Origin of the sequence: Endozoicomonas sp. ALD068 (assembly GCF_049310145.1) — a bacterium.
In the GTDB taxonomy this organism is placed as follows: domain Bacteria; phylum Pseudomonadota; class Gammaproteobacteria; order Pseudomonadales; family Endozoicomonadaceae; genus Endozoicomonas_A.
The window spans coordinates 5,555,621-5,573,056 of the sequence record NZ_JBLYNU010000004.1 but is presented as its reverse complement, the minus strand read 5'-3'; the positions used below and the strand labels follow the sequence as shown (position 1 = coordinate 5,573,056).

The following is a 17,436-nucleotide window of genomic DNA, read 5'->3' as shown; positions in this document are numbered from 1 at the left end:
TTTTTGCTGTTGCACATCGACTCAAACTCTGTCCAGACGTTTTTGGTAGATGGTATTGGTGGCCTCGACAAAACCACTGACACTGCCACAGTCAAAGCGCTCACCTTCAAACTTGCAGGCAATAACACAGCCCTGTCTGGCCTGAGTCAGAATGGCGTCAGTCAGCTGCACTTCTCCGTTTATTCCGGGTTCAGTGTTCTCAATAATGTCGAAAATATCCGGTGTCAGGACATAACGTCCAATCACTGCCAGATTACTGGGTGCTTGCGAAGGGGCTGGTTTTTCCACCATATCGGTCACACGGATCAGGTTATCGCTCAGGGCTTCACCGGCAATCACACCGTATTTATCGACTTCGGATTCGGGCACTTCCTGAACAGCCAGAATGGTGCAGCGAAACTGCTTGTAAAGATTGACCAACTGCGACATAACCAACGGACCACTGTCGTTAATACAGAGATCATCGGCCAGCACCACACCAAAAGGCTGATCGCCCATAAGAGTTCGTCCGCAGAGAATGGCATGCCCCAGCCCCTGCATCTGGTTCTGTCGAGTATAGGAAAAAGTACAGGCCGCCATCACTTCTCGAATGGTCGACAGTTTTTCTTCTTTGCCACTGCCAGCGATTTCCGCTTCCAGTTCATAGTTAATATCAAAATGATCCGGAATCGCCCGTTTGTTTCTGCCATTGACAAACCCCAGGTCAGTCAGACCTGCAAGCATGGCTTCTTCTACGCCATATTGAATTAGGGGTTTATCAACAATAGGCAGCATCTCCTTGGGCATGGACTTGGTGGCGGGTAAAAAGCGGGTTCCATACCCCGCAACAGGAAACAGACATTTTTTAATCATATTATTGCTCGTCTTATTGAGAAGTTTTGCATCTCATCAGGCTATAAGCAGAAGTCGTGCCAATTCAGAAAACCACCCGCCGGGGTCAACATCATTTACAATGATTGAAGGTTTTATAAATACGGGAGTGGCATGACTCCTGCTGCAAAGAAGAAAAAGTACTAAAAAACATTGCCAAAGGGGAAGATGTATCGTGCAAAGTTATCCTAAAGCCTTCCATGAGTTTCATCAGGCCATGACTCAGCTTCTGACCTTCCCTTATGGACAGGAAGCGGGCGAGATAGCCGCCAGAATTGTCCGTAGAGTTCAGTATCACCTTCATGAAAACCCTCCCAAAACAGTCACTGGCTGGTCAGAAAAAGATATCTTTCTGATTACCTATGGCGACACCCTCTATGACAACAGTGAACAGCCACCTCTTCAGGTCTTGAAGGGATTTCTTGATGGCTATCTGAACGAGGTTATTAATACCCTTCACATTCTTCCCTACCTTCCCTACAGCTCGGATGATGGCTTTTCTGTGATTGATTACCTGTCGGTCAATGAGCAGCTGGGAAGCTGGCAGGATATCGAAGCCATCGCCAGTGACTATCAGCTTATGTCGGATCTGGTGATTAACCATGTCTCCCGGGAAAGTCTCTGGTTTGCCGACTTTGTCAGTGGTCATCAGCCCGGCCGGGATTACTTTATTGAAGAAGACCCGGACACTGATCTCAGTGAAGTGACCCGCCCAAGAAACTCCCCCCTGCTGGTGCCTATTCATACAAGGCGAGGGCTGAAACACGTCTGGGCCACCTTCAGTGAAGATCAGATGGATCTGAACTTTAAAAACCCCGATGTGCTGATTCAGATGGTGGACATCCTGCTTTTCTATCTGGCCCGCGGCACCATGGTAATCAGGCTGGATGCCGTCGCTTTTCTCTGGAAGAAACCGGGCACCCATTGCATAAACCTGCCCGAGACCCATGCCATCGTGAAACTGTTCCGACTGATTATGGAGAGAGCCTGCCCTGGCAGCACACTGCTGACTGAAACCAATGTCCCCCACGATGAGAACATCAGTTATTTCGGGGACCAGGATGAGGCTCACATGGTTTATCAATTTGCCCTGCCGCCTCTGATACTGCATGCACTCAATCGGGGCACAGAAAAATACCTTGTGCAATGGGCCCGCAAGCTGCCCGATTACCCCGAGAGCTGTACCGTTCTGAACTTTACTGCCTCTCATGATGGCGTCGGCCTGCGCCCGTTGGCGGGGGTAATCCCGGAAAATGAAGTTTCAGAGCTGATCGACAGCATGCACCGTTTTGGGGGGTTCGTCAGCATGCGCACTCTTTCGGACAACACTGAGTCACCTTATGAGATCAATATTGCCCTGTTTGATGCCATGAAAGGGACGAGAAGGGGCGAGGACCAATGGCAAGTGCAGCGATTCCTCTGCTCCCAGCTCATCATGCTGGGAATGCGCGGAATACCTGCTTTTTACATACACAGCCTGTTTGCTACAGATAATGATTTGGCAGGCGTCGAGAGCAGTGGCAGAACCCGCTCAATCAATCGTCGCAAGTGGTTACTGGAAGAATTATTGCCTGAGCTGGAAAACCCGGTTTCGATTCGGTCGCTGGTTTTCCATTCGTTGCTGAATCACATCAGAATTCGCAAACAGGAACCCTGCTTTCATCCCAATGCCTCTCAAACCATTCTGGATATGGCGCCCGGTATTTTTACATTCTTGCGAACATCTCCCTGTGGCCGCCGGAAACTGGTGGCTATTCACAACCTGACATCGGCCCATCAAACGTTGAACCAGCCAGACTATATCGGCTGGTTCGATTTACTGGGCAGCGGGACCCTACAGGACCTGCAACTCAAGCCCTATCAAGTGTTGTGGTTAGCAAAAACGCCTTAAACCCTCGCCCAATCGAGGGTCTCGCATAACTCCAACAACTCGTTACCAGGTTTCTAACAATACCCTCTTTGATGAGGGTGATATCTTTTGTCAGGCGATCCGGAACTATCATAAGACACCAATCGTCTAAATAAGTGACCGAAGTCATCCATCTACCCGTCGAATAGCTCGTGATCACACTCTTCGGGCACAACAATGGATACAGCAGTGCTTCAATGAGTTTTTAACAGAATCTCTTTGCCAGAAAGCACGCTTATTTCTCTGGTCTACACTTTTTCCAGGGCAAACCAGGATGTAAGAATAAAGTGATCAAACACCCACTCTTTGCAGCACTGCTGTTGCTGTCTATCGCCTGCCAGGCGTCAATAAGACACTTTGTTGTCGAGCTTGAACAGGATGCAGGTTCTCCAGACAAAAGCTTTTCTATCAAACAGCATGACCCGCATACTTTGCCGAACACTCCTTCAATCATTGCCAGCAACAACGGTCATTCAGACCAGGATTCCCCGGCAAATGACACACCCTTCGGACCCGGTATTTTCGGGCTAATAACGATCATTATTGAGTCGGTTTCGTGGCATTTGCTTTACGCCTCCCAGTGGCTGGTTGCTTACGAACTGATCCTGACCAGCCGTGACACGCAAAGCTCCAAAACTTATTCACGGCTACCTTTAGAATCGTTTATCACTGTCGGTTTGTTTTTAAGCAACTATTGGAACTCCGATTCACCGATGTTCAACCCGATTGGACAACAAGAGTCGAGCCAGGATTATCCGTTTATGATCAACACTATGACGCTCAGCTCCGGAGATAACCAACAACAAGGCCAACTATCGGAATCATCGACCCGGCAAGCCTCAGGAACAACCTCAGGGTTCAGAGGCACTATCACCAGCCGCCAGTATTCTGACTCTGACGGTGGAGACGAAGTCCCTGAACAACACCAACATACTTTGGGTTTAAATTGTTTCGCAGATAACTGTAATGGCGTTTGTAAATTCCGACAATCAGGTGCAAGACCGAAACAAAGCTCAACGCCCAATGAAGACTTCGATCGACAGAGCCCTCTCGTGCAACAACACACCTGTAAAGTGACAGTGTTCGGGGAGGGTGGTCGGCAGCGAGCATGCGGGCAAATCTGCCAGAGTAATACAGCCCTGAAGGATCACAAAAGAAGAAAACACAGGCAACACACCTGTTACGTAACAGTCGCCATTTGCAATGGTCGACGGTGGCCATGCGGACTTGGCTTCAGGACTGCTCGGGGCCTGATGTGGCATAAAAGAATACATCAAAGACGCAGGCCCGATAATCCGAACAACAATAATGGCGCCACAATAAAGCATGGAGGCTGATCGGGAATAGACTGCCCCTCACTCTTAAGACTGTCGCAAAAGTGCGGCGCTGATATGGGGTTAAAAACGCCACCGGAGGTTTGCCGGTGGTCTTATGTCTTTCCATCTGTGATGGCATCCCTGGTGGCGTCTGCTTATGTGACGAAGCAGCCCTTCTTCACTCTCGAAGATCCTCCCGCATAGTTGCTGCGTCATCCGATGTACGCGACCCTCGTTAAAATTCACGTATAGGATCACGTCACAAAATACTGACCCGGGAACCTGATGGCTTCTGTTGGGATCCGACCATCTAATATCCAATTCGTCGTCATGGTATCTACTGTCGTTGTGATCCTCCTGCTCTAGTACATGAAGAACTTCTCCGCATACTCGCTGCTCACCATCTCCCCCGACCACTATCACATCACAGAATAGTGGCGCAGTGTGGTATCGCATTTTGTGTTCTGACAGCCTCTCCCTATCTCTGCAGCGAATCCCGCAGGGCGCCCGCTCACCACTGCTCGTTTTCATCTGCACATCACAGACAAATCCCCTGGCGGGATCACGACCTCTCCTGATAGATTTACTGGCTGCTCTCGGCCTCGCCAAGATGCCAGTTGGTGATCGGAGTTTACAAATACCGTGACAGGAACCAAAGTGACAATTGTAATCGAAGGTATGCTGTTGTGGTTCAGGGTTTCTGTCATCGCCGTCAGAGCCAGAAAGCTGGGAGCCGCTGGCATAGCCTTTAATCTGGGCACTGGTTGACCCACCTGTGGCTTGCTGACCGGATGATGTTGATGGCGGGTTTTGTTGGTCATTTTTTTGTTGGCTATTCCCGGGAAGCATCATGGTGATGATTGCAGGCCGGTCATCCTGACTGGCTTCCAGTTGATCCATTGGGATAAGCAGTGATGGATCGGAGTTCCAATAGTTTTTCAAAAGCCAGCCAAGAGCAACAAACGCTCCTGCAGGTAGCCATGCAAGGGACTCAATACCTAACCCCGCATAGCCGTTTGTGTCGACCATGTCTGACGAGGTATACGACAGAGTATTGAAATCACGTTTTATAGAAAAGCTCTGGATCGGAGAACCTGCATCATCCTTTTGAAAATCGACAACAAAATGTCTTGTCGACGACTCAGCCTGATAGACGACAGATAACAGCACTGACAGTAAAAACAATGCCGCAAAGATTGAGTTGCCCATCATTCTATCCGTGTGCTCTGACTTGTAGAGAGTAAGGGTAGATTGAGAAAGTGATAGATCAAGAAAATAAGCGTTTTCTGAGCTTGATTGGTAGTTTTATCGAATGAGTTTAAAACCCCGTGCTTTGAGAGCGTGTCGCAAAACTCTATCCAGCGTGGGAACGAGTTGTAACTTCAGCGGTTCCGCTGGTGTCTTATCCCGGTCAGACTCCAGCGCATCAACTTCCTCGTCCGTCAGGCCGATGTCTCGCCCGGCATTGACCAGGGCATCACCCATCAACAGCCGATCCTCAGGTTGAAGAACCTCTTTGAGAATATTCCGAACCTCGGCAACCAGGCTCCGGTTATTTTGCTTAGCCCTGGCCTTCAGAGCACTGTAGAGCTCATCCGGGATATTTCCAAGCGTCATCATTGCCATAGTTTCACTCCTGCAGAGCACACTCTGTGTCAAGGTTAAGTGGATGGCAGGCCCAGTTTGTCGAAGAATGCTTTGTTCCTTTCCTTCGCCGACTGTACCAGCCGGTTATAAGAAATAACTTCGATAAAGGCACCGTAACTTTTACTGTATCCAAAATACCCCATGTGGTCATGGGTTGGCGTGAGGTCGAAGATTCGGCAACGCTGCACAACTGATGGCGTTAAATCACAGATGACGTAGCAAAAGCCTGGTATATCCCGTGAATTGGGTATCAGCCTGCCACTCGCCGTTTTCGCCTGGCCTTCACGAATACGATCCAAATAGCTCAAAGCCTGCTCGATAGGATCTTTATTTTCTCCCTCTCGGGCATCGTTTCGCATGGGTCGTTTGATCTCGACCACAGTAACGGATGCCAGCGGCAAGGCTTTTTTATCGGACACCAGAATAGGATTATCACAGACATTTAACGCACACAGGTCTGGCTCTTTTCCAGAAATGTCACCGGTAACAGGCATGGAACCCAAAGGCTTGTCTGAGGCCAGATAGTCATGAAACGCGAGTCGTTCATCAATCAGCCAGAGATTACAGGCATCAAACGGTGTCTGCGTGGAATCCTTACGCATTGGCATAATCAACTGATGGATTAAATCCTCACGAGCGTACTTGTCGTCATCCAACCGCTCAATATACTTTTCCAGCAAATCGATGATTGTCCGGCGGTGAGTGACGTAGTTGGCCAGGTCTGACTGTTTGAAGTCCTGTGCTTTTCTCAGGTAGTCACTCAGTCGGTTTTGATAATCTTCCAGATTGCTTTCTACCGCCGGATTCATAATTTCATGCCCTTCTTCCATCAGGCTTTTTTCGGCCTCGTAGTAGTGCCTGTGGAGAAGGGACTCAAGCTCCTTGTCCGATATTCTGGGGTCAACCACAAGTTCACGCTCATCCATATGGCTCATAATTGAACGGTACCGTGGCGCTTTCTGAGCAACAAAGGTATTCACCCGCTCCTTGCCTGCTTTCATGTTGTCGTGGAGGTAATCGGAAAGGTATTCTCTGGTTTTCTCTACGACCGCTTCCCGGATTTCGCTGAGGGAAATCTCCTGATCACTGATAAGATCCTCAATCGTTTCAGCGATATCAAATGCCGTTCTTTCAGAACGGACATGCTCATCAAGATAGTCTGAAGTGACATAGCAGGCGTAGGTAAACTCACCCGCATCATCGGATAGAGTGCCAAAGAGCCCGGGTACCTTTTTGCCAATAGACTCTTCTTTAACAACACGGTTAGCCGCACAGAGGAACATGGGGTGGTTTTTGTTCACTCCAGCCCGAAACTTAATGTGATTCAGTTCAAAAACATAGCCCTTCAGACTGACTTGTTCTGCCGTTGCAGCAGAGTGCATGCAGCGATCGTAAATGTCGCTGAGAGAAATGCTTTCGGTACCATCCTTTACAATAATGTTTGGCGTTGCCGGGCTTCTGACGAAATACCACAGGCAATGTTCCAGCAGAGCCTCGGCAATACTCAACGGGGTTTTACGGCAACTCGCGTAATACTCTTTGTCAAACCCGTCCAGTTTTAGCACCGTCCGTACTTTCTGGTCATGAACCGCCACCGGCGACTCTGTCTGAACACCCTGCCGGGATGAAAAAGAAAAGTTTCGCTGATAAAGCTTTCCTTCTTGACAGAAAACGCTTTCTACTTCGGCGGTGTCGAAGGCTTTCAACCACATCAAACGCCCGATGCCCCGGCAACCCTTTCCGATCTTGTGATCTGAGTCCAGGGTTTCAAAGGACTCCATGTTGGCTGCGTTAAATCCGACTCCATTATCGGTAATGGTAAAGCCTTTGATGATTTCTTTTTCAGCCCCTTTTCCGGGGTGCATTTGTTGTTGAGGGTTACGAATAATCTCAAGAGTAATCTGACCTTCGGCCAGCCCATCTGCTTCTTCAAGGGCCTGAATCGAGTTGACTACAGCTTCAAAAACCGGCAGCAGACCATGAGTTTTCGGCAGATTAGTATTACATAACCTTCCGGCAAGGTTTGTATGAAGGCTCATTGGCACTCCCTTGGAAGCAGCCCGCATTGTTGTTTTTCACGGATTGAAGATAGCATCAAACAAAGTGATTTTTCGCTCAGGGAGAAAAGATGCACAGCAAAATAAAACCTGTTCTGCACCCGTTGCTTGAGAAGGCAGTATAGACAGAGTTATTGGAATGACTATTACAAAACATCAGAAAATGTCAGACGGGTATCACTGTTTCATCAGGAATGTAATTTGCTGGAGTCTCTGACACTCCCCGCCTCTAAGAGGGTGTCGCAAAACTCTCTCCGGCATGGGAACGCGTTGACTCCCGTCATTGCCAGTCATTCCCGGCTTCATTCTCGTCATTCCCGGCTTCATTCTCGTCATTCCCGGCTTCATTCTCGTCATTCCCGCGAAGGCGGGAATCCACACTGACTCTCCACCAGAACCCTACTGCCCGGTGTCCCCCTGGCCTTGTCATCCCCGAGAAGGCAGAGATCCACCGTTGGCGCTGGATTCCCGCCTTCGCGGGAATGACGACTTCAGAGCGTGAGAACGAGCTGTTGAAGTTTTGCGACACCCTCCTAAAGAAGCGGGATTACCCCCTTAATTTCGTTCAAATCCCCATCGCTACTCCCTCACGACGGGGGTCAGCGCCACCTTCAAGGCCTTTGTCCGTGATCACAATGCCGTGCAGGCCACTGTTCAGTTCCCGCACCTTGACGGAGTAGCCGAGCTTTTCCAGTGCCGACTTCAGACGCTCTGCTTCGGTATCCTGCTCCAGCTCATAAACGCCAAAAGGGTTCAGCTTATGGGGCAGAGCAATGGCTTCCTGAATGTCCATTCCCCAGTCAATATGTGCGACCAGGGTTTTGGCAACATAGCTGATTATACGACTTCCGCCGGGTGAACCAAGCACCATATAAGGCTGTCCCTTTTTATCCATAACCATGGTGGGCGCCATAGAAGACCTTGGTCTTTTACCAGGTTCAACGCGATTGGCAATGGGCGTACCATTGTCATGGCTGGAAAAAGAGAAGTCCGTCATCTCATTGTTCAGCAGGAAACCGCCCACCATTAAACGGGAGCCAAAACCATTCTCAATAGTTGTCGTCATGGATAACGCATTACCCACGGCATCGACAATGGAAATATGGCTGGTAGAAGGCAGTTCAATGGACTGATCATCGGCCTGAAGCGAAGCATGCTGCCAGAGGGGTTTGCCTGCTTTAACCGTCTTTAGAGCCTGATCAGACTGAAGTTGTCTGGCTCTCTCTGCCAGATATTGGCTGTCCAGAAGCCCCTGAACAGGTACGGGCACATAGTCACTGTCGGCCAAATAACGGGCCCTGTCGGCAAAAGCCAGCCTTGATGCACCGGCAAACAGGCGCCAGGATTCCGGATTATCCGCCCCCAGGTTGGCCAGATCATAAGATTGCAAAATGCCCAGGATCTGTCCCACCGTGGTTGCGCCAGAGCTGGGAGGTCCCATGCCACAGACAGAGTATTGACGATAGGCCGAACACACCGGCGTTCGCTCTTTTACCTGATAGTTTTTCAGATCCTTCTTTGAAAGCACTCCGGGATTCCCCTCGGCCTCTCTGACGGTTTTGACAATCCTGTCCGCCAACTTCCCTTCATAGAAGGCTTTTGAGCCTTCTTTGGCAATCAGCCTCAGTGTCCTGGCAAACTCAGGATTTTTCAGAACAGCGCCTGCCTGAAGCGGCTGTCCTTTTTCATCAAAGAAGTATTCACGGGTACCCGAATAACGACTGAGTCTTTTTTGATCCCTGGCAATCAGGCTGGCCAGCCTGGGAGAAACGATAAAGCCTTCCTCAGCCAGTTTAATGGCCGGTTGGAAAAGCTCAGACCATGGACGTTTACCATAACGCTGATGCATCTCTTCCAGCAGCTTGACGGTACCTGGCGTACCGACTGAGCGCCCCCCCACCACAGCATCATAGAATTGCAACGGCTTGCCATCGCTGTCCAGAAACAAGGTCGGTGTCGCCTCTACAGGGGCTGTTTCCCGGCCATCAAGAGTGATCAGGCGGTTCTTTTTGGCATCGAAGTAAAGGGTGAAGGCTCCTCCGCCAATTCCGGACGACTGGGGCTCAACCAGATTCAGAACCAACTGAACAGCAATCGCAGCATCCGCTGCCGAACCACGTTTTCTAAGGACTTCGTCACCTGCCTGCACAGCCAGCGGGTTGGCTGCTACCACCATATGTTTGCTGGCTTTTACCAGACTCTTTTGTTCAAATCCCGTCGCTGCTTCAGGCGCCAGATCATCACTCAGACTCACGGCCTCTGCCTGCACCTTAAAGCAAGCAGCCAAAAGACTGGCGGTGATAACATACCGTCTGAACATTCCCCCAGACATAGCAAGACTTCCTTTCAATTAATTTTTATAAGGTCGGACGATGGTTTCAGTCTTGGCTCAAATGTGCAATGACTTTTGGAATTGAGCAGTTTAAAAAGGTGCCTACCTGACCTCACACTTAAAAAAGATAAAGTTAGGCGTTGTGGATAACTTCTTATAGCTCTCGGCGCAGAGAGACTTCATGCGCTCCGACGGCTTTCCTTCTGACAGGTGAGTGACACACAGATCTGCTGCAGCCAGACTCTCAAACCACTCTGTCAGTGAACGACGATAGAAGCTTACTTCAACAGGATGACCTACAGTATCCCACTCTTCCGTGATCAGTTCTCTTTGAAAGTAATTGCCTGAAGGTGACACTTCAAAATCCACTATCGGGTGATGGGTAGAAAAGATAAATACGCCGCCATTTTTCAGCAGGCGCTTAACATCACCGAACAGTACACTAAGGTCTTCAATGTAATGCACGGTCAGAGGACAGATAATAACATCATAACTGGCTTCTTTTTCTTCTGGCAGCCCAAGAGAAATATCCTGTGCATAAGTTCTAACGTTATCACCCAACTTCTCTTTGACGATCTCAACCATTTCCAGCGAGGCATCAATCGCAGTCACCTTTGCCCCCTGGTTGATCAAATACTCTGCATAGACACCCGGTCCACACCCCAGATCCAGAACACTTTTTCCGCCCAGTTCGGGCAGCATGGCGATTAATGATGGACGCTCCAGATGGCCATTGTAGATATTATCGATAATGGCTTTTTCGTAATCCCTGGCGAACTTTTCGTACATTTCGCTCATCCTGATACTCTCTGTCGCTTATTCTCTGTGGCCAGAAGTGTATCAGGAACAACGATTGCCACTATTCGAACAAACACCAATGAATGCCACTCAAACAGGAGATCCACCAGCCCCCCATGCTTAACATCCGCAGCCACTGACGAAATCCTTACAAGCCGTAACTTCTGTCTTGCAGCAGTCAGCTTCTATACAGCACTCTTCCAGATTAAAGGCATTGCACTCCCCTCCCTGTTCACAGCGGCCAAGAAAGGTTTCCTCAGACAGATAAAAGCCTGTGAACTTTTCAATAAAGTCATCGGAGACACTCTTTTCAGCCAGCCCGGTCGCCAGCAGACTTTTTTGCCAGGCTTTGGTTTTAGGATAAAAAGCCAGGAAGTCATAGCCTGTGTTCACCTGAATGATATGGGCACGATGCAACACGGGCAGCCAGGCCAGATCGACCATGCCCAGTGAATCACTGTTGAAGAATGGCTGTTCAGCCAATCCCTTCTCCACTTTGGCAAAGGCGCTGGCCAGCTTCTCAGTGCGTTCAATCAGAGCCTGAGCGTCCTGACTTCGCTGTGCAGAGCACTGAACCAGGTACTGTTTACTGCCCAGGTAGCTCCAGGCACGATTCAGTGCTTTCTGCTCTGCGCTCAAGCCAGGCAGCAGTGGGGGATAAGCTTCTTCCAGGTATTCGGCGATGGCATCGGATTCAAACAAAGCTGTGCCATTCTCAGTGACCATGACAGGTACCTGGCCGTTTGGTGAAATAGCCAGAAACCATCGGGGCTTTTCGCTCAGGCTGATGTATTCGATTTCATAAGGAATACTTTTGGCTTCCAGCATTCCGGTAATGCGTTGCACAAATGGGCAGATTTTAAAGCTGATAACTTTCAACATGGTCGATACCTCGATTCAGCGATGACCGGTCAGACCGGCCTGTTACCTATAAAGACGCGAGGTATGAAAAAAGGACGCAAAAAAAATGTTTTTTTATCGTGAAAATATTTTGCCCAGTTGGTTACAGGCAGGAGAAGGGCTAAGTTTTTTTCGCTGATAGTTGTTCTCAGCAATTTTTACAGCCGGTTTTTTTAGGCCGATAGTCCATCACACCGCCCCGGCCCACTTCAATATCGCAGCAGGCAATAAAACGTTCTTTCAGCTGAACCCGACCACGCTGAATACGGCTCTTGGCACCGGACAGGGATAAACCCAGGGCTTTTGCTACCTGCTTTTGGCTCATGCCCTGCAACTCTGACATTTGCAGAGGAATCCGGTACTTCTCGGGTAGCTCATCCATAAAAGGCACCAGGCAACGGGCCAGCTCCTGATGGGCCCTCTCTGCTTCATCTTCTTCCCCGGCAGCAAGACTGTCTGATAACTCATCCCAGGGCTTCTGCTGACGGTAGTAATCCATGACAGCATTTTGTGCAATCCGGAACAGCCAGCTACCCATTCTGTCTCCAGACTTGAGTGTCTTAATGTGGGTATGCGCTTTGAGATAGACATTCTGCAAAATGTCATCCACAGCCGATGGTTCGCTCACTTCTCGGGCTATATAACGTTGCAGCCGGGCTTTATGCTCCTGCCAGTGATTTTGCATAACAGTCTGCCCCTGCTGAAAGGGTTGGAATTAAACATGGAAGTAACAGTTTACCGCCAGTACGGAAGCACAAGATGTCTCTGATTGCGGGTATATCCGTATTCGATGATCCTTACCGGATCGAAGCCCATGATGGCAAAGAAGTTTACGGGGAAGATCGGTATATCACCATTGGTATGGATAAAGAGTTGGATACACTTTATGTATGCTACACAATGAGAAGTAATGAAACCTCAACCAGGCTGATCTCGGTGAGGCGTGCTGAAAAGCACGAGCGTCGATTATATGAACAGCATAAATCATGGTGATCACAATGGGAAAAACAGTCTCTGTAGACTACGTAAAAGGGCAAAAACTTGATGTGTACAAAGATAAAAAAGCTCTCGATGAAATGACCGAAGAAGAACTTCATGAGGCTGCATTGGAAGACCCTGATGCACAGCCTTTGTCCGAAGAACAACTCAAACGCTTTAAGCGGGTAAATCCAAATCTCCCTAAGAAAGAAGCTGGAAATGGGTAAAGAAATTGTTCTGTACCCTATATAAGGCACCCCGTTGCCGAATGAGCCAGGTAATCAAACCCTCAGCACATTCCTAATCAGCTCAAGATAATACCGGCCTGCCAAAAGATGTTGTCCATTTTCACTCCGTAGTAGCGAGCGTCTGATTCGGCTTTGCGGGCGTTTGACTCGGCTTTCTGTTCTTTGAAGCGAGCGTCAAACTCGGCTCTCATGTCGGCCATTTTTTGATTGAAGTGTGCCTGGTGCTGCAAGATGGCTTCTTGCATGATGAGCACGTCTTTCTTGCTGGCGTTGTAGTCCGGGTCCAGGGAGGCAGTGCGACAGGGGTTGGGGCAGATCGGGCAGTATGGACAGTCGTTTATAAGTCGTGCCTTTCATTATTCTGACCTCAATATTTTTTTGAACTTCCACCATAAAGCCGGGTCCAACAGATCTGATCCATTTTAAATGCCCTTCCCAAGCCGGGATAAATACTAACTTTGAAGTTACGGGACAATCAGGAATGAACCCTATCGACAGCAATTCCAACCTACACGAACCACTCTCGCCAACACCTTTGCAACTTCCGCTGGAGGAGGCACCAAAGGGTGTCAGTGCAGGCAGGGAGGTCACTCCGTACTACAACCTTAACTCTCCATTCATCGATCTGCCCGATTTAGTACATTCCAAAATTATTGACTGTTTGAGTTTTCGAGAGATTACCCGTTTAGCAAGGGTATGCAAACGTCTTCACGCGCTTGTAAAAAATGATTTAGCCTTGGAAAAAGCCTGGTTTCGTCGGCTCTCTTCGCGTCATCAATATCAACTAAAGAGCATCGTTAAAACAAAAGATGAGCAACAACTCCGTGACTGGTTGGAGTCTTTTGCGAATAAGGACACTGTCGAGTCACTTTTAAAACAACGAGAAAGAACTTATTTTCCTGTTCAGCTCCTTTTCACCGTCAGTAAACTGATGTCTCGGTGTGAAATATTTAACTTAAAGGCAAAAGCCGAAGTCACCCATCATGATGATATCTACATGGCCACTTTTAGTGCCGATAGCCGCCGCTTATTGACCGCCAGTTTGGATAATACATTGAAGATCTGTGACCAGGAGACCGATGGATCATGGGGAGAAAAGGCCAGCATCTCTCTTCAGGATACGATCCTCTCAGCCAACTTCAGCCCCGATGGTCGCGATCTGGTGATCAGCAGTGGTATTGAGGCGAAAATCCATGGTATTGGTGAGGATGGATTATGGAAAGCAAAAACCACCATTTCCCATCATGGTTTGGTCATCTTAGCCACCTTCAGTGCTGATGGTCGCCATGCGTTGACTGTCAGTAAGGATAATACGCTGAAAATCTATAGCCAGATGACCGATGGATCATGGGAGCCAAAATACATTATTAACCATAATGCTCCGATCAGGTTCGCCAGCTTCAGCGCCAACAGCCGTAATCTGTTAGTCGACAATAATTCTAACTCTTTGACAATCTATGGTCGGAAGGACGATGGATCATTGGAATTAAGAGACACTATTGCTTATAAGCGTTATCGCAAAAAAAGCTTCGACTTCAGCCCGGATGGCCGTCATCTGGTGATCTACGGTAAAAATAAAACTGTGAAAATCTATGGTCAGAAGGCCGTTGGCTCGTGGGAAGTAAAAGCCACCATTACTCATGATGATATTGTCGCATCAACCACTTTTAGCCCCGATTGCCACCATCTTGCAACCTCCAGTTACGATAACACGGTGAAAATATGTGACCTGCAGGGCAATGGATCATGGAAAGAGATGACTACGGTTTCTCATGATGATTTTGCCCAACCAATCAAGTTCAGCGCCAATGGTCGCCATCTGATCACGAGTGACGATAAAACAGCGAAAATCTATGGCCAGCAGCACCCTGGATCATGGGTAAAAGAGGCAATCATTCAACATGATGGTGGGGCCTTCTCAGCCAACTTCAGCGACGATGGCCAACATTTGGTGACCACCAGCCATGGTAAAACAGCGAAAATCTACGGCCGGGAGGCTGACGGGTCATGGAAGATAAAAGCCACTATTGTCCACGAAATTTGCATCCGATCAGCGAGATTCAGTGCCGATGGTTGCCTTGTGGTGACCGCCAGTGACGATTACACAGCGAAAGTTTATGGTCTTTGGACCGATGGGTCATGGCTAGAAAAAGCCACCATTCAACACAACAGTGCAGTCGTCTCAGCCACCTTCAGCGCCGATAGTCGACATGTGTTGACCACCACCTCACATAGCAAGGTGAGAATCACTGAACTTCAGAAGAAGGATTGATGATCGAATGGGCATACTTTTTTGCACAGAGCCGAGTAATACCAATCGAACTTTCTAACTCCCTATTGCGCTGAAGATTTGAGCCTTAATCCTGCGTTGGCGATCGTCGCCATAGCTAAGGCTATGACTCCTCACGCCGCCTTGTCTTAAGGCTCAAATCTCCATGCTCATTGCGGGAGTTAGAAAATACGATTGGTATAAAAAACAGCATTCTATTTAAAACCCTGTTGCAATTTTTACTCTGAGCTTTCAATGAAAAAGTTTCTTTCTGTTATTTTTCCGGATCATGGCCTGTTTTTTCTTGGTTTCACTGACCTCAATATTTTGAACTTCCATTATAAAACCGGGTCCAAGTGATCGAATCCATTTTAAATATCCTTTCTATGTGAGGATAAATACTGACTTTGAAGTTACGGAGCAATCAGGGATGATCCCTATCAACAGCAATTCCAGCTTACACGAACCACCCTCGCCAACGCCTTTGCAGCCTCAACCGGAGGAGGCACCAGCGGGTATCAGTGCAGATAGGGACGTTACTCTATATCACAACAATAACTCACCGTTTTTACATTTACCCGAATTAACACAATTAAAGATTATTCGCTGTTTGGGTTTTCGAGATATTACCCGTTTAGCAGAGGTATGCCGATATTTTCATGATTTTGTTAAAGAAAATAACGCTTTGGGAAGAGCATGGAATCGCCGGTTTCCTTCACCCTACCTATATCAGCTAAAAACCACTATTAAGACAAAAGATGAGCAACAACTCCGTGATTGGTTTAAGCCAATGGCTAATACGGGCACTGTCGAGTCGCTCATTGAACGACGCAAGAATATTTATTTCCCTGTTCAGTTACTTTTCACCAACAGTAAACTGATGTCTCAAAGTAAAGAATTTGAGTTAGTGGAAAAAGCCGTAATTAGACATGATGATACTGTCTACCACGCCAGTTTAAGTCTCGATGGCCAGCATCTGGCAACTGCCAGTCGTGATAAATCAGCGAAAATTTACTCCCTGCAGACCAATGGATCATGGCAAAAAAAAGCCACCATTAGCCATGATCATACTGTTGATTCAGTCATTTTTAGCCCCGATGGCCGCTATCTGGTCACAGCCGGTTGGGATGGCAAGGCAAAAATCTACGGTCTGGAAGACGATGGATCATGGAAAGAAAAAGCCTGCATTTCCCACGAGAATATGCTCAATTCAGCCAAATTCAGTGCCGATGGCCGCCGTGTGGTGACCGTCGGTTTAAGAGATTCGGTGAAAATCATCCACCGGGAAGACAATGGATCATGGCAGGTAGAGGACACTATTCATGACGAACGGGTCTATTCGGCCAAGCTCAGCTCCGATGGCCGTCACCTGGTAGTTTTCGGTTCTCTGGATGATGTTTTAGAAGTCTATGGCCAGTCAGCCGCCGGATCATGGGTAGTAACATCCACTATTAATTTCAGGTTTAATATCCGCACGGGCAACTTGAGTGCCGATAGCTGCCATCTGGTCATCACAACTTACGCTCACACAGCGATAATCTTTGACCTGCAGGCTGATGGATCATGGAAAGAAATGGGTTCGATTGAACATGATCAGTCGATCAAATCAGCTAACTTCAGCCCTGACAGCCTCCATTTGATGACCGCCAGTGATGATGGTACGGCGAAAATCTATAGCCAGAATGCTGGATCATGGGAACAAAAAGCCTGCATTGTCCACCATGGGGGGGTCAAATCGGCAAGCTTCAGTGCCGATTGCCAGCATGTCTTGACCATCGGTGATGATGCCACAGCAAAAATCCATAGCCTGCAAACCGACGGCTCATGGCAACCAAAAGCCAACATTGTCCATAAGGATAAGATCCTCTCAGCCGCCTTCAGTCCCGACGCTTGTCATCTGGTGACTTACAGTGACGATGGTATGGTGAGAATCCTTGGCCAGCAGGCCGATGGATCATGGCTGCAAAAAACCGCCGTTCATAACAGTATACGATTCAACGCAGCCTGCTTCAGCGCCGATAGCCGAAATGTGGCGGCCATCGGTCACGAATACTCGCTGAGAATCACTGAACTATGGAAGAAGGATTAATGATCCAATAAGCGTATTTTTGC

16 protein-coding genes are annotated in these 17,436 nt (G+C 48.4%); 7 read left to right on the top strand and 9 right to left on the bottom strand.

The annotated features are described in order from the left end of the window. Window positions 1–21: 21 nt before the first annotated feature. On the bottom strand, window positions 22–852 hold the full coding sequence (gene galU, locus ACO6V5_RS20625) for a UTP--glucose-1-phosphate uridylyltransferase GalU (RefSeq protein ID WP_422135904.1): 831 nt from the start codon (window positions 850–852) through the stop codon (window positions 22–24). Window positions 853–1,045: 193 nt separating this feature from the next. On the opposite strand from galU, the gene ACO6V5_RS20620 reads away from it, so the two are divergent. Further along, the gene (locus ACO6V5_RS20620; RefSeq protein WP_422412706.1) at window positions 1,046–2,761 is read left to right on the top strand and encodes a sugar phosphorylase; all 1,716 of its coding nucleotides are present in this window, start codon (window positions 1,046–1,048) and stop codon (window positions 2,759–2,761) included. Window positions 2,762–3,066: 305 nt separating this feature from the next. Further along, window positions 3,067–4,116: a hypothetical protein gene (locus ACO6V5_RS20615; RefSeq protein WP_422412708.1), complete on the top strand. Its 1,050-nt coding sequence runs from the start codon at window positions 3,067–3,069 to the stop codon at window positions 4,114–4,116. A gap of 60 nt (window positions 4,117–4,176) precedes the next feature. Here ACO6V5_RS20615 and ACO6V5_RS20610 read toward each other — a convergent pair whose 3' ends face one another. The 3 genes from ACO6V5_RS20610 to ACO6V5_RS20600 form a co-directional block, all read right to left on the bottom strand. Further along, window positions 4,177–5,307 (bottom strand): hypothetical protein, encoded by a 1,131-nt coding sequence (locus ACO6V5_RS20610; RefSeq protein WP_422412710.1) that lies wholly within the window; start codon window positions 5,305–5,307, stop codon window positions 4,177–4,179. A gap of 93 nt (window positions 5,308–5,400) precedes the next feature. After that, window positions 5,401–5,721: a FitA-like ribbon-helix-helix domain-containing protein gene (locus ACO6V5_RS20605; protein WP_422135908.1), complete on the bottom strand. Its 321-nt coding sequence runs from the start codon at window positions 5,719–5,721 to the stop codon at window positions 5,401–5,403. A 35-nt stretch (window positions 5,722–5,756) separates the two neighbouring features. Next, entirely contained in the window at window positions 5,757–7,781 is a 2,025-nt protein-coding gene (locus ACO6V5_RS20600) for an ATP-binding protein (protein WP_422412712.1), read from the bottom strand. Between the two features lie 301 nt (window positions 7,782–8,082). Between ACO6V5_RS20600 and ACO6V5_RS20595 the strand changes: the two genes are divergently transcribed. Next, window positions 8,083–8,301, top strand: coding sequence for a hypothetical protein (locus ACO6V5_RS20595; protein ID WP_422135910.1), 219 nt, complete (start codon window positions 8,083–8,085; stop codon window positions 8,299–8,301). Window positions 8,302–8,364: 63 nt separating this feature from the next. Here ACO6V5_RS20595 and ggt read toward each other — a convergent pair whose 3' ends face one another. The 4 genes from ggt to sigZ all read right to left on the bottom strand — a co-directional run bounded on the left by ggt (window position 8,365) and on the right by sigZ (window position 12,514). After that, window positions 8,365–10,131, bottom strand: coding sequence for a gamma-glutamyltransferase (gene ggt, locus ACO6V5_RS20590; protein ID WP_422413248.1), 1,767 nt, complete (start codon window positions 10,129–10,131; stop codon window positions 8,365–8,367). A gap of 102 nt (window positions 10,132–10,233) precedes the next feature. Then, window positions 10,234–10,929, bottom strand: coding sequence for a class I SAM-dependent DNA methyltransferase (locus ACO6V5_RS20585; RefSeq protein ID WP_422135912.1), 696 nt, complete (start codon window positions 10,927–10,929; stop codon window positions 10,234–10,236). Between the two features lie 120 nt (window positions 10,930–11,049). After that, entirely contained in the window at window positions 11,050–11,811 is a 762-nt protein-coding gene (locus ACO6V5_RS20580; RefSeq protein ID WP_422135913.1) for a glutathione S-transferase family protein, read from the bottom strand. Between the two features lie 166 nt (window positions 11,812–11,977). Beyond that, complete coding sequence (gene sigZ, locus ACO6V5_RS20575; protein ID WP_422139292.1) at window positions 11,978–12,514, bottom strand: RNA polymerase sigma factor SigZ; 537 nt, start codon at window positions 12,512–12,514, stop codon at window positions 11,978–11,980. 29 nt (window positions 12,515–12,543) lie between these two features. Between sigZ and ACO6V5_RS20570 the strand changes: the two genes are divergently transcribed. Both ACO6V5_RS20570 and ACO6V5_RS20565 read left to right on the top strand, forming a co-directional pair. Next, window positions 12,544–12,822 (top strand): BrnT family toxin, encoded by a 279-nt coding sequence (locus tag ACO6V5_RS20570; RefSeq protein WP_422137048.1) that lies wholly within the window; start codon window positions 12,544–12,546, stop codon window positions 12,820–12,822. A 5-nt stretch (window positions 12,823–12,827) separates the two neighbouring features. Further along, on the top strand, window positions 12,828–13,034 hold the full coding sequence (locus ACO6V5_RS20565; protein WP_317144466.1) for a hypothetical protein: 207 nt from the start codon (window positions 12,828–12,830) through the stop codon (window positions 13,032–13,034). 77 nt (window positions 13,035–13,111) lie between these two features. On the opposite strand, the gene ACO6V5_RS20560 is transcribed toward ACO6V5_RS20565, so the two are convergent. Further along, window positions 13,112–13,300 carry a hypothetical protein gene (locus ACO6V5_RS20560; RefSeq protein ID WP_422413251.1) on the bottom strand — a complete coding sequence of 63 codons (189 nt, stop codon included), beginning with the start codon at window positions 13,298–13,300 and terminating at the stop codon, window positions 13,112–13,114. Window positions 13,301–13,536: 236 nt separating this feature from the next. On the opposite strand from ACO6V5_RS20560, the gene ACO6V5_RS20555 reads away from it, so the two are divergent. Further along, on the top strand, window positions 13,537–15,327 hold the full coding sequence (locus ACO6V5_RS20555; RefSeq protein WP_422413253.1) for an F-box/WD repeat-containing protein: 1,791 nt from the start codon (window positions 13,537–13,539) through the stop codon (window positions 15,325–15,327). 427 nt (window positions 15,328–15,754) lie between these two features. Continuing rightward, complete coding sequence (locus ACO6V5_RS20550; protein WP_422413255.1) at window positions 15,755–17,413, top strand: F-box/WD repeat-containing protein; 1,659 nt, start codon at window positions 15,755–15,757, stop codon at window positions 17,411–17,413. The last annotated feature ends 23 nt before the right edge of the window (window positions 17,414–17,436 follow it).

Bases quoted from the DNA above. Each gene is read 5' to 3' on its own strand.
- ggt (WP_422413248.1), bottom strand. From the start codon at position 10,131: ATGTCTGGGGGAATGTTCAGACGGTATGTTATCACCGCCAGTCTTTTG.
- ACO6V5_RS20600 (WP_422412712.1), bottom strand. From the start codon at position 7,781: ATGAGCCTTCATACAAACCTTGCCGGAAGGTTATGTAATACTAATCTG.
- ACO6V5_RS20580 (WP_422135913.1), bottom strand. From the start codon at position 11,811: ATGTTGAAAGTTATCAGCTTTAAAATCTGCCCATTTGTGCAACGCATT.
- ACO6V5_RS20555 (WP_422413253.1), top strand. From the start codon at position 13,537: ATGAACCCTATCGACAGCAATTCCAACCTACACGAACCACTCTCGCCA.
- ACO6V5_RS20610 (WP_422412710.1), bottom strand. From the start codon at position 5,307: ATGATGGGCAACTCAATCTTTGCGGCATTGTTTTTACTGTCAGTGCTG.
- ACO6V5_RS20565 (WP_317144466.1), top strand. From the start codon at position 12,828: ATGGGAAAAACAGTCTCTGTAGACTACGTAAAAGGGCAAAAACTTGAT.
- galU (WP_422135904.1), bottom strand. From the start codon at position 852: ATGATTAAAAAATGTCTGTTTCCTGTTGCGGGGTATGGAACCCGCTTT.
- ACO6V5_RS20585 (WP_422135912.1), bottom strand. From the start codon at position 10,929: ATGAGCGAAATGTACGAAAAGTTCGCCAGGGATTACGAAAAAGCCATT.
- sigZ (WP_422139292.1), bottom strand. From the start codon at position 12,514: ATGCAAAATCACTGGCAGGAGCATAAAGCCCGGCTGCAACGTTATATA.
- ACO6V5_RS20560 (WP_422413251.1), bottom strand. From the start codon at position 13,300: ATGCAAGAAGCCATCTTGCAGCACCAGGCACACTTCAATCAAAAAATG.
- ACO6V5_RS20605 (WP_422135908.1), bottom strand. From the start codon at position 5,721: ATGGCAATGATGACGCTTGGAAATATCCCGGATGAGCTCTACAGTGCT.
- ACO6V5_RS20550 (WP_422413255.1), top strand. From the start codon at position 15,755: ATGATCCCTATCAACAGCAATTCCAGCTTACACGAACCACCCTCGCCA.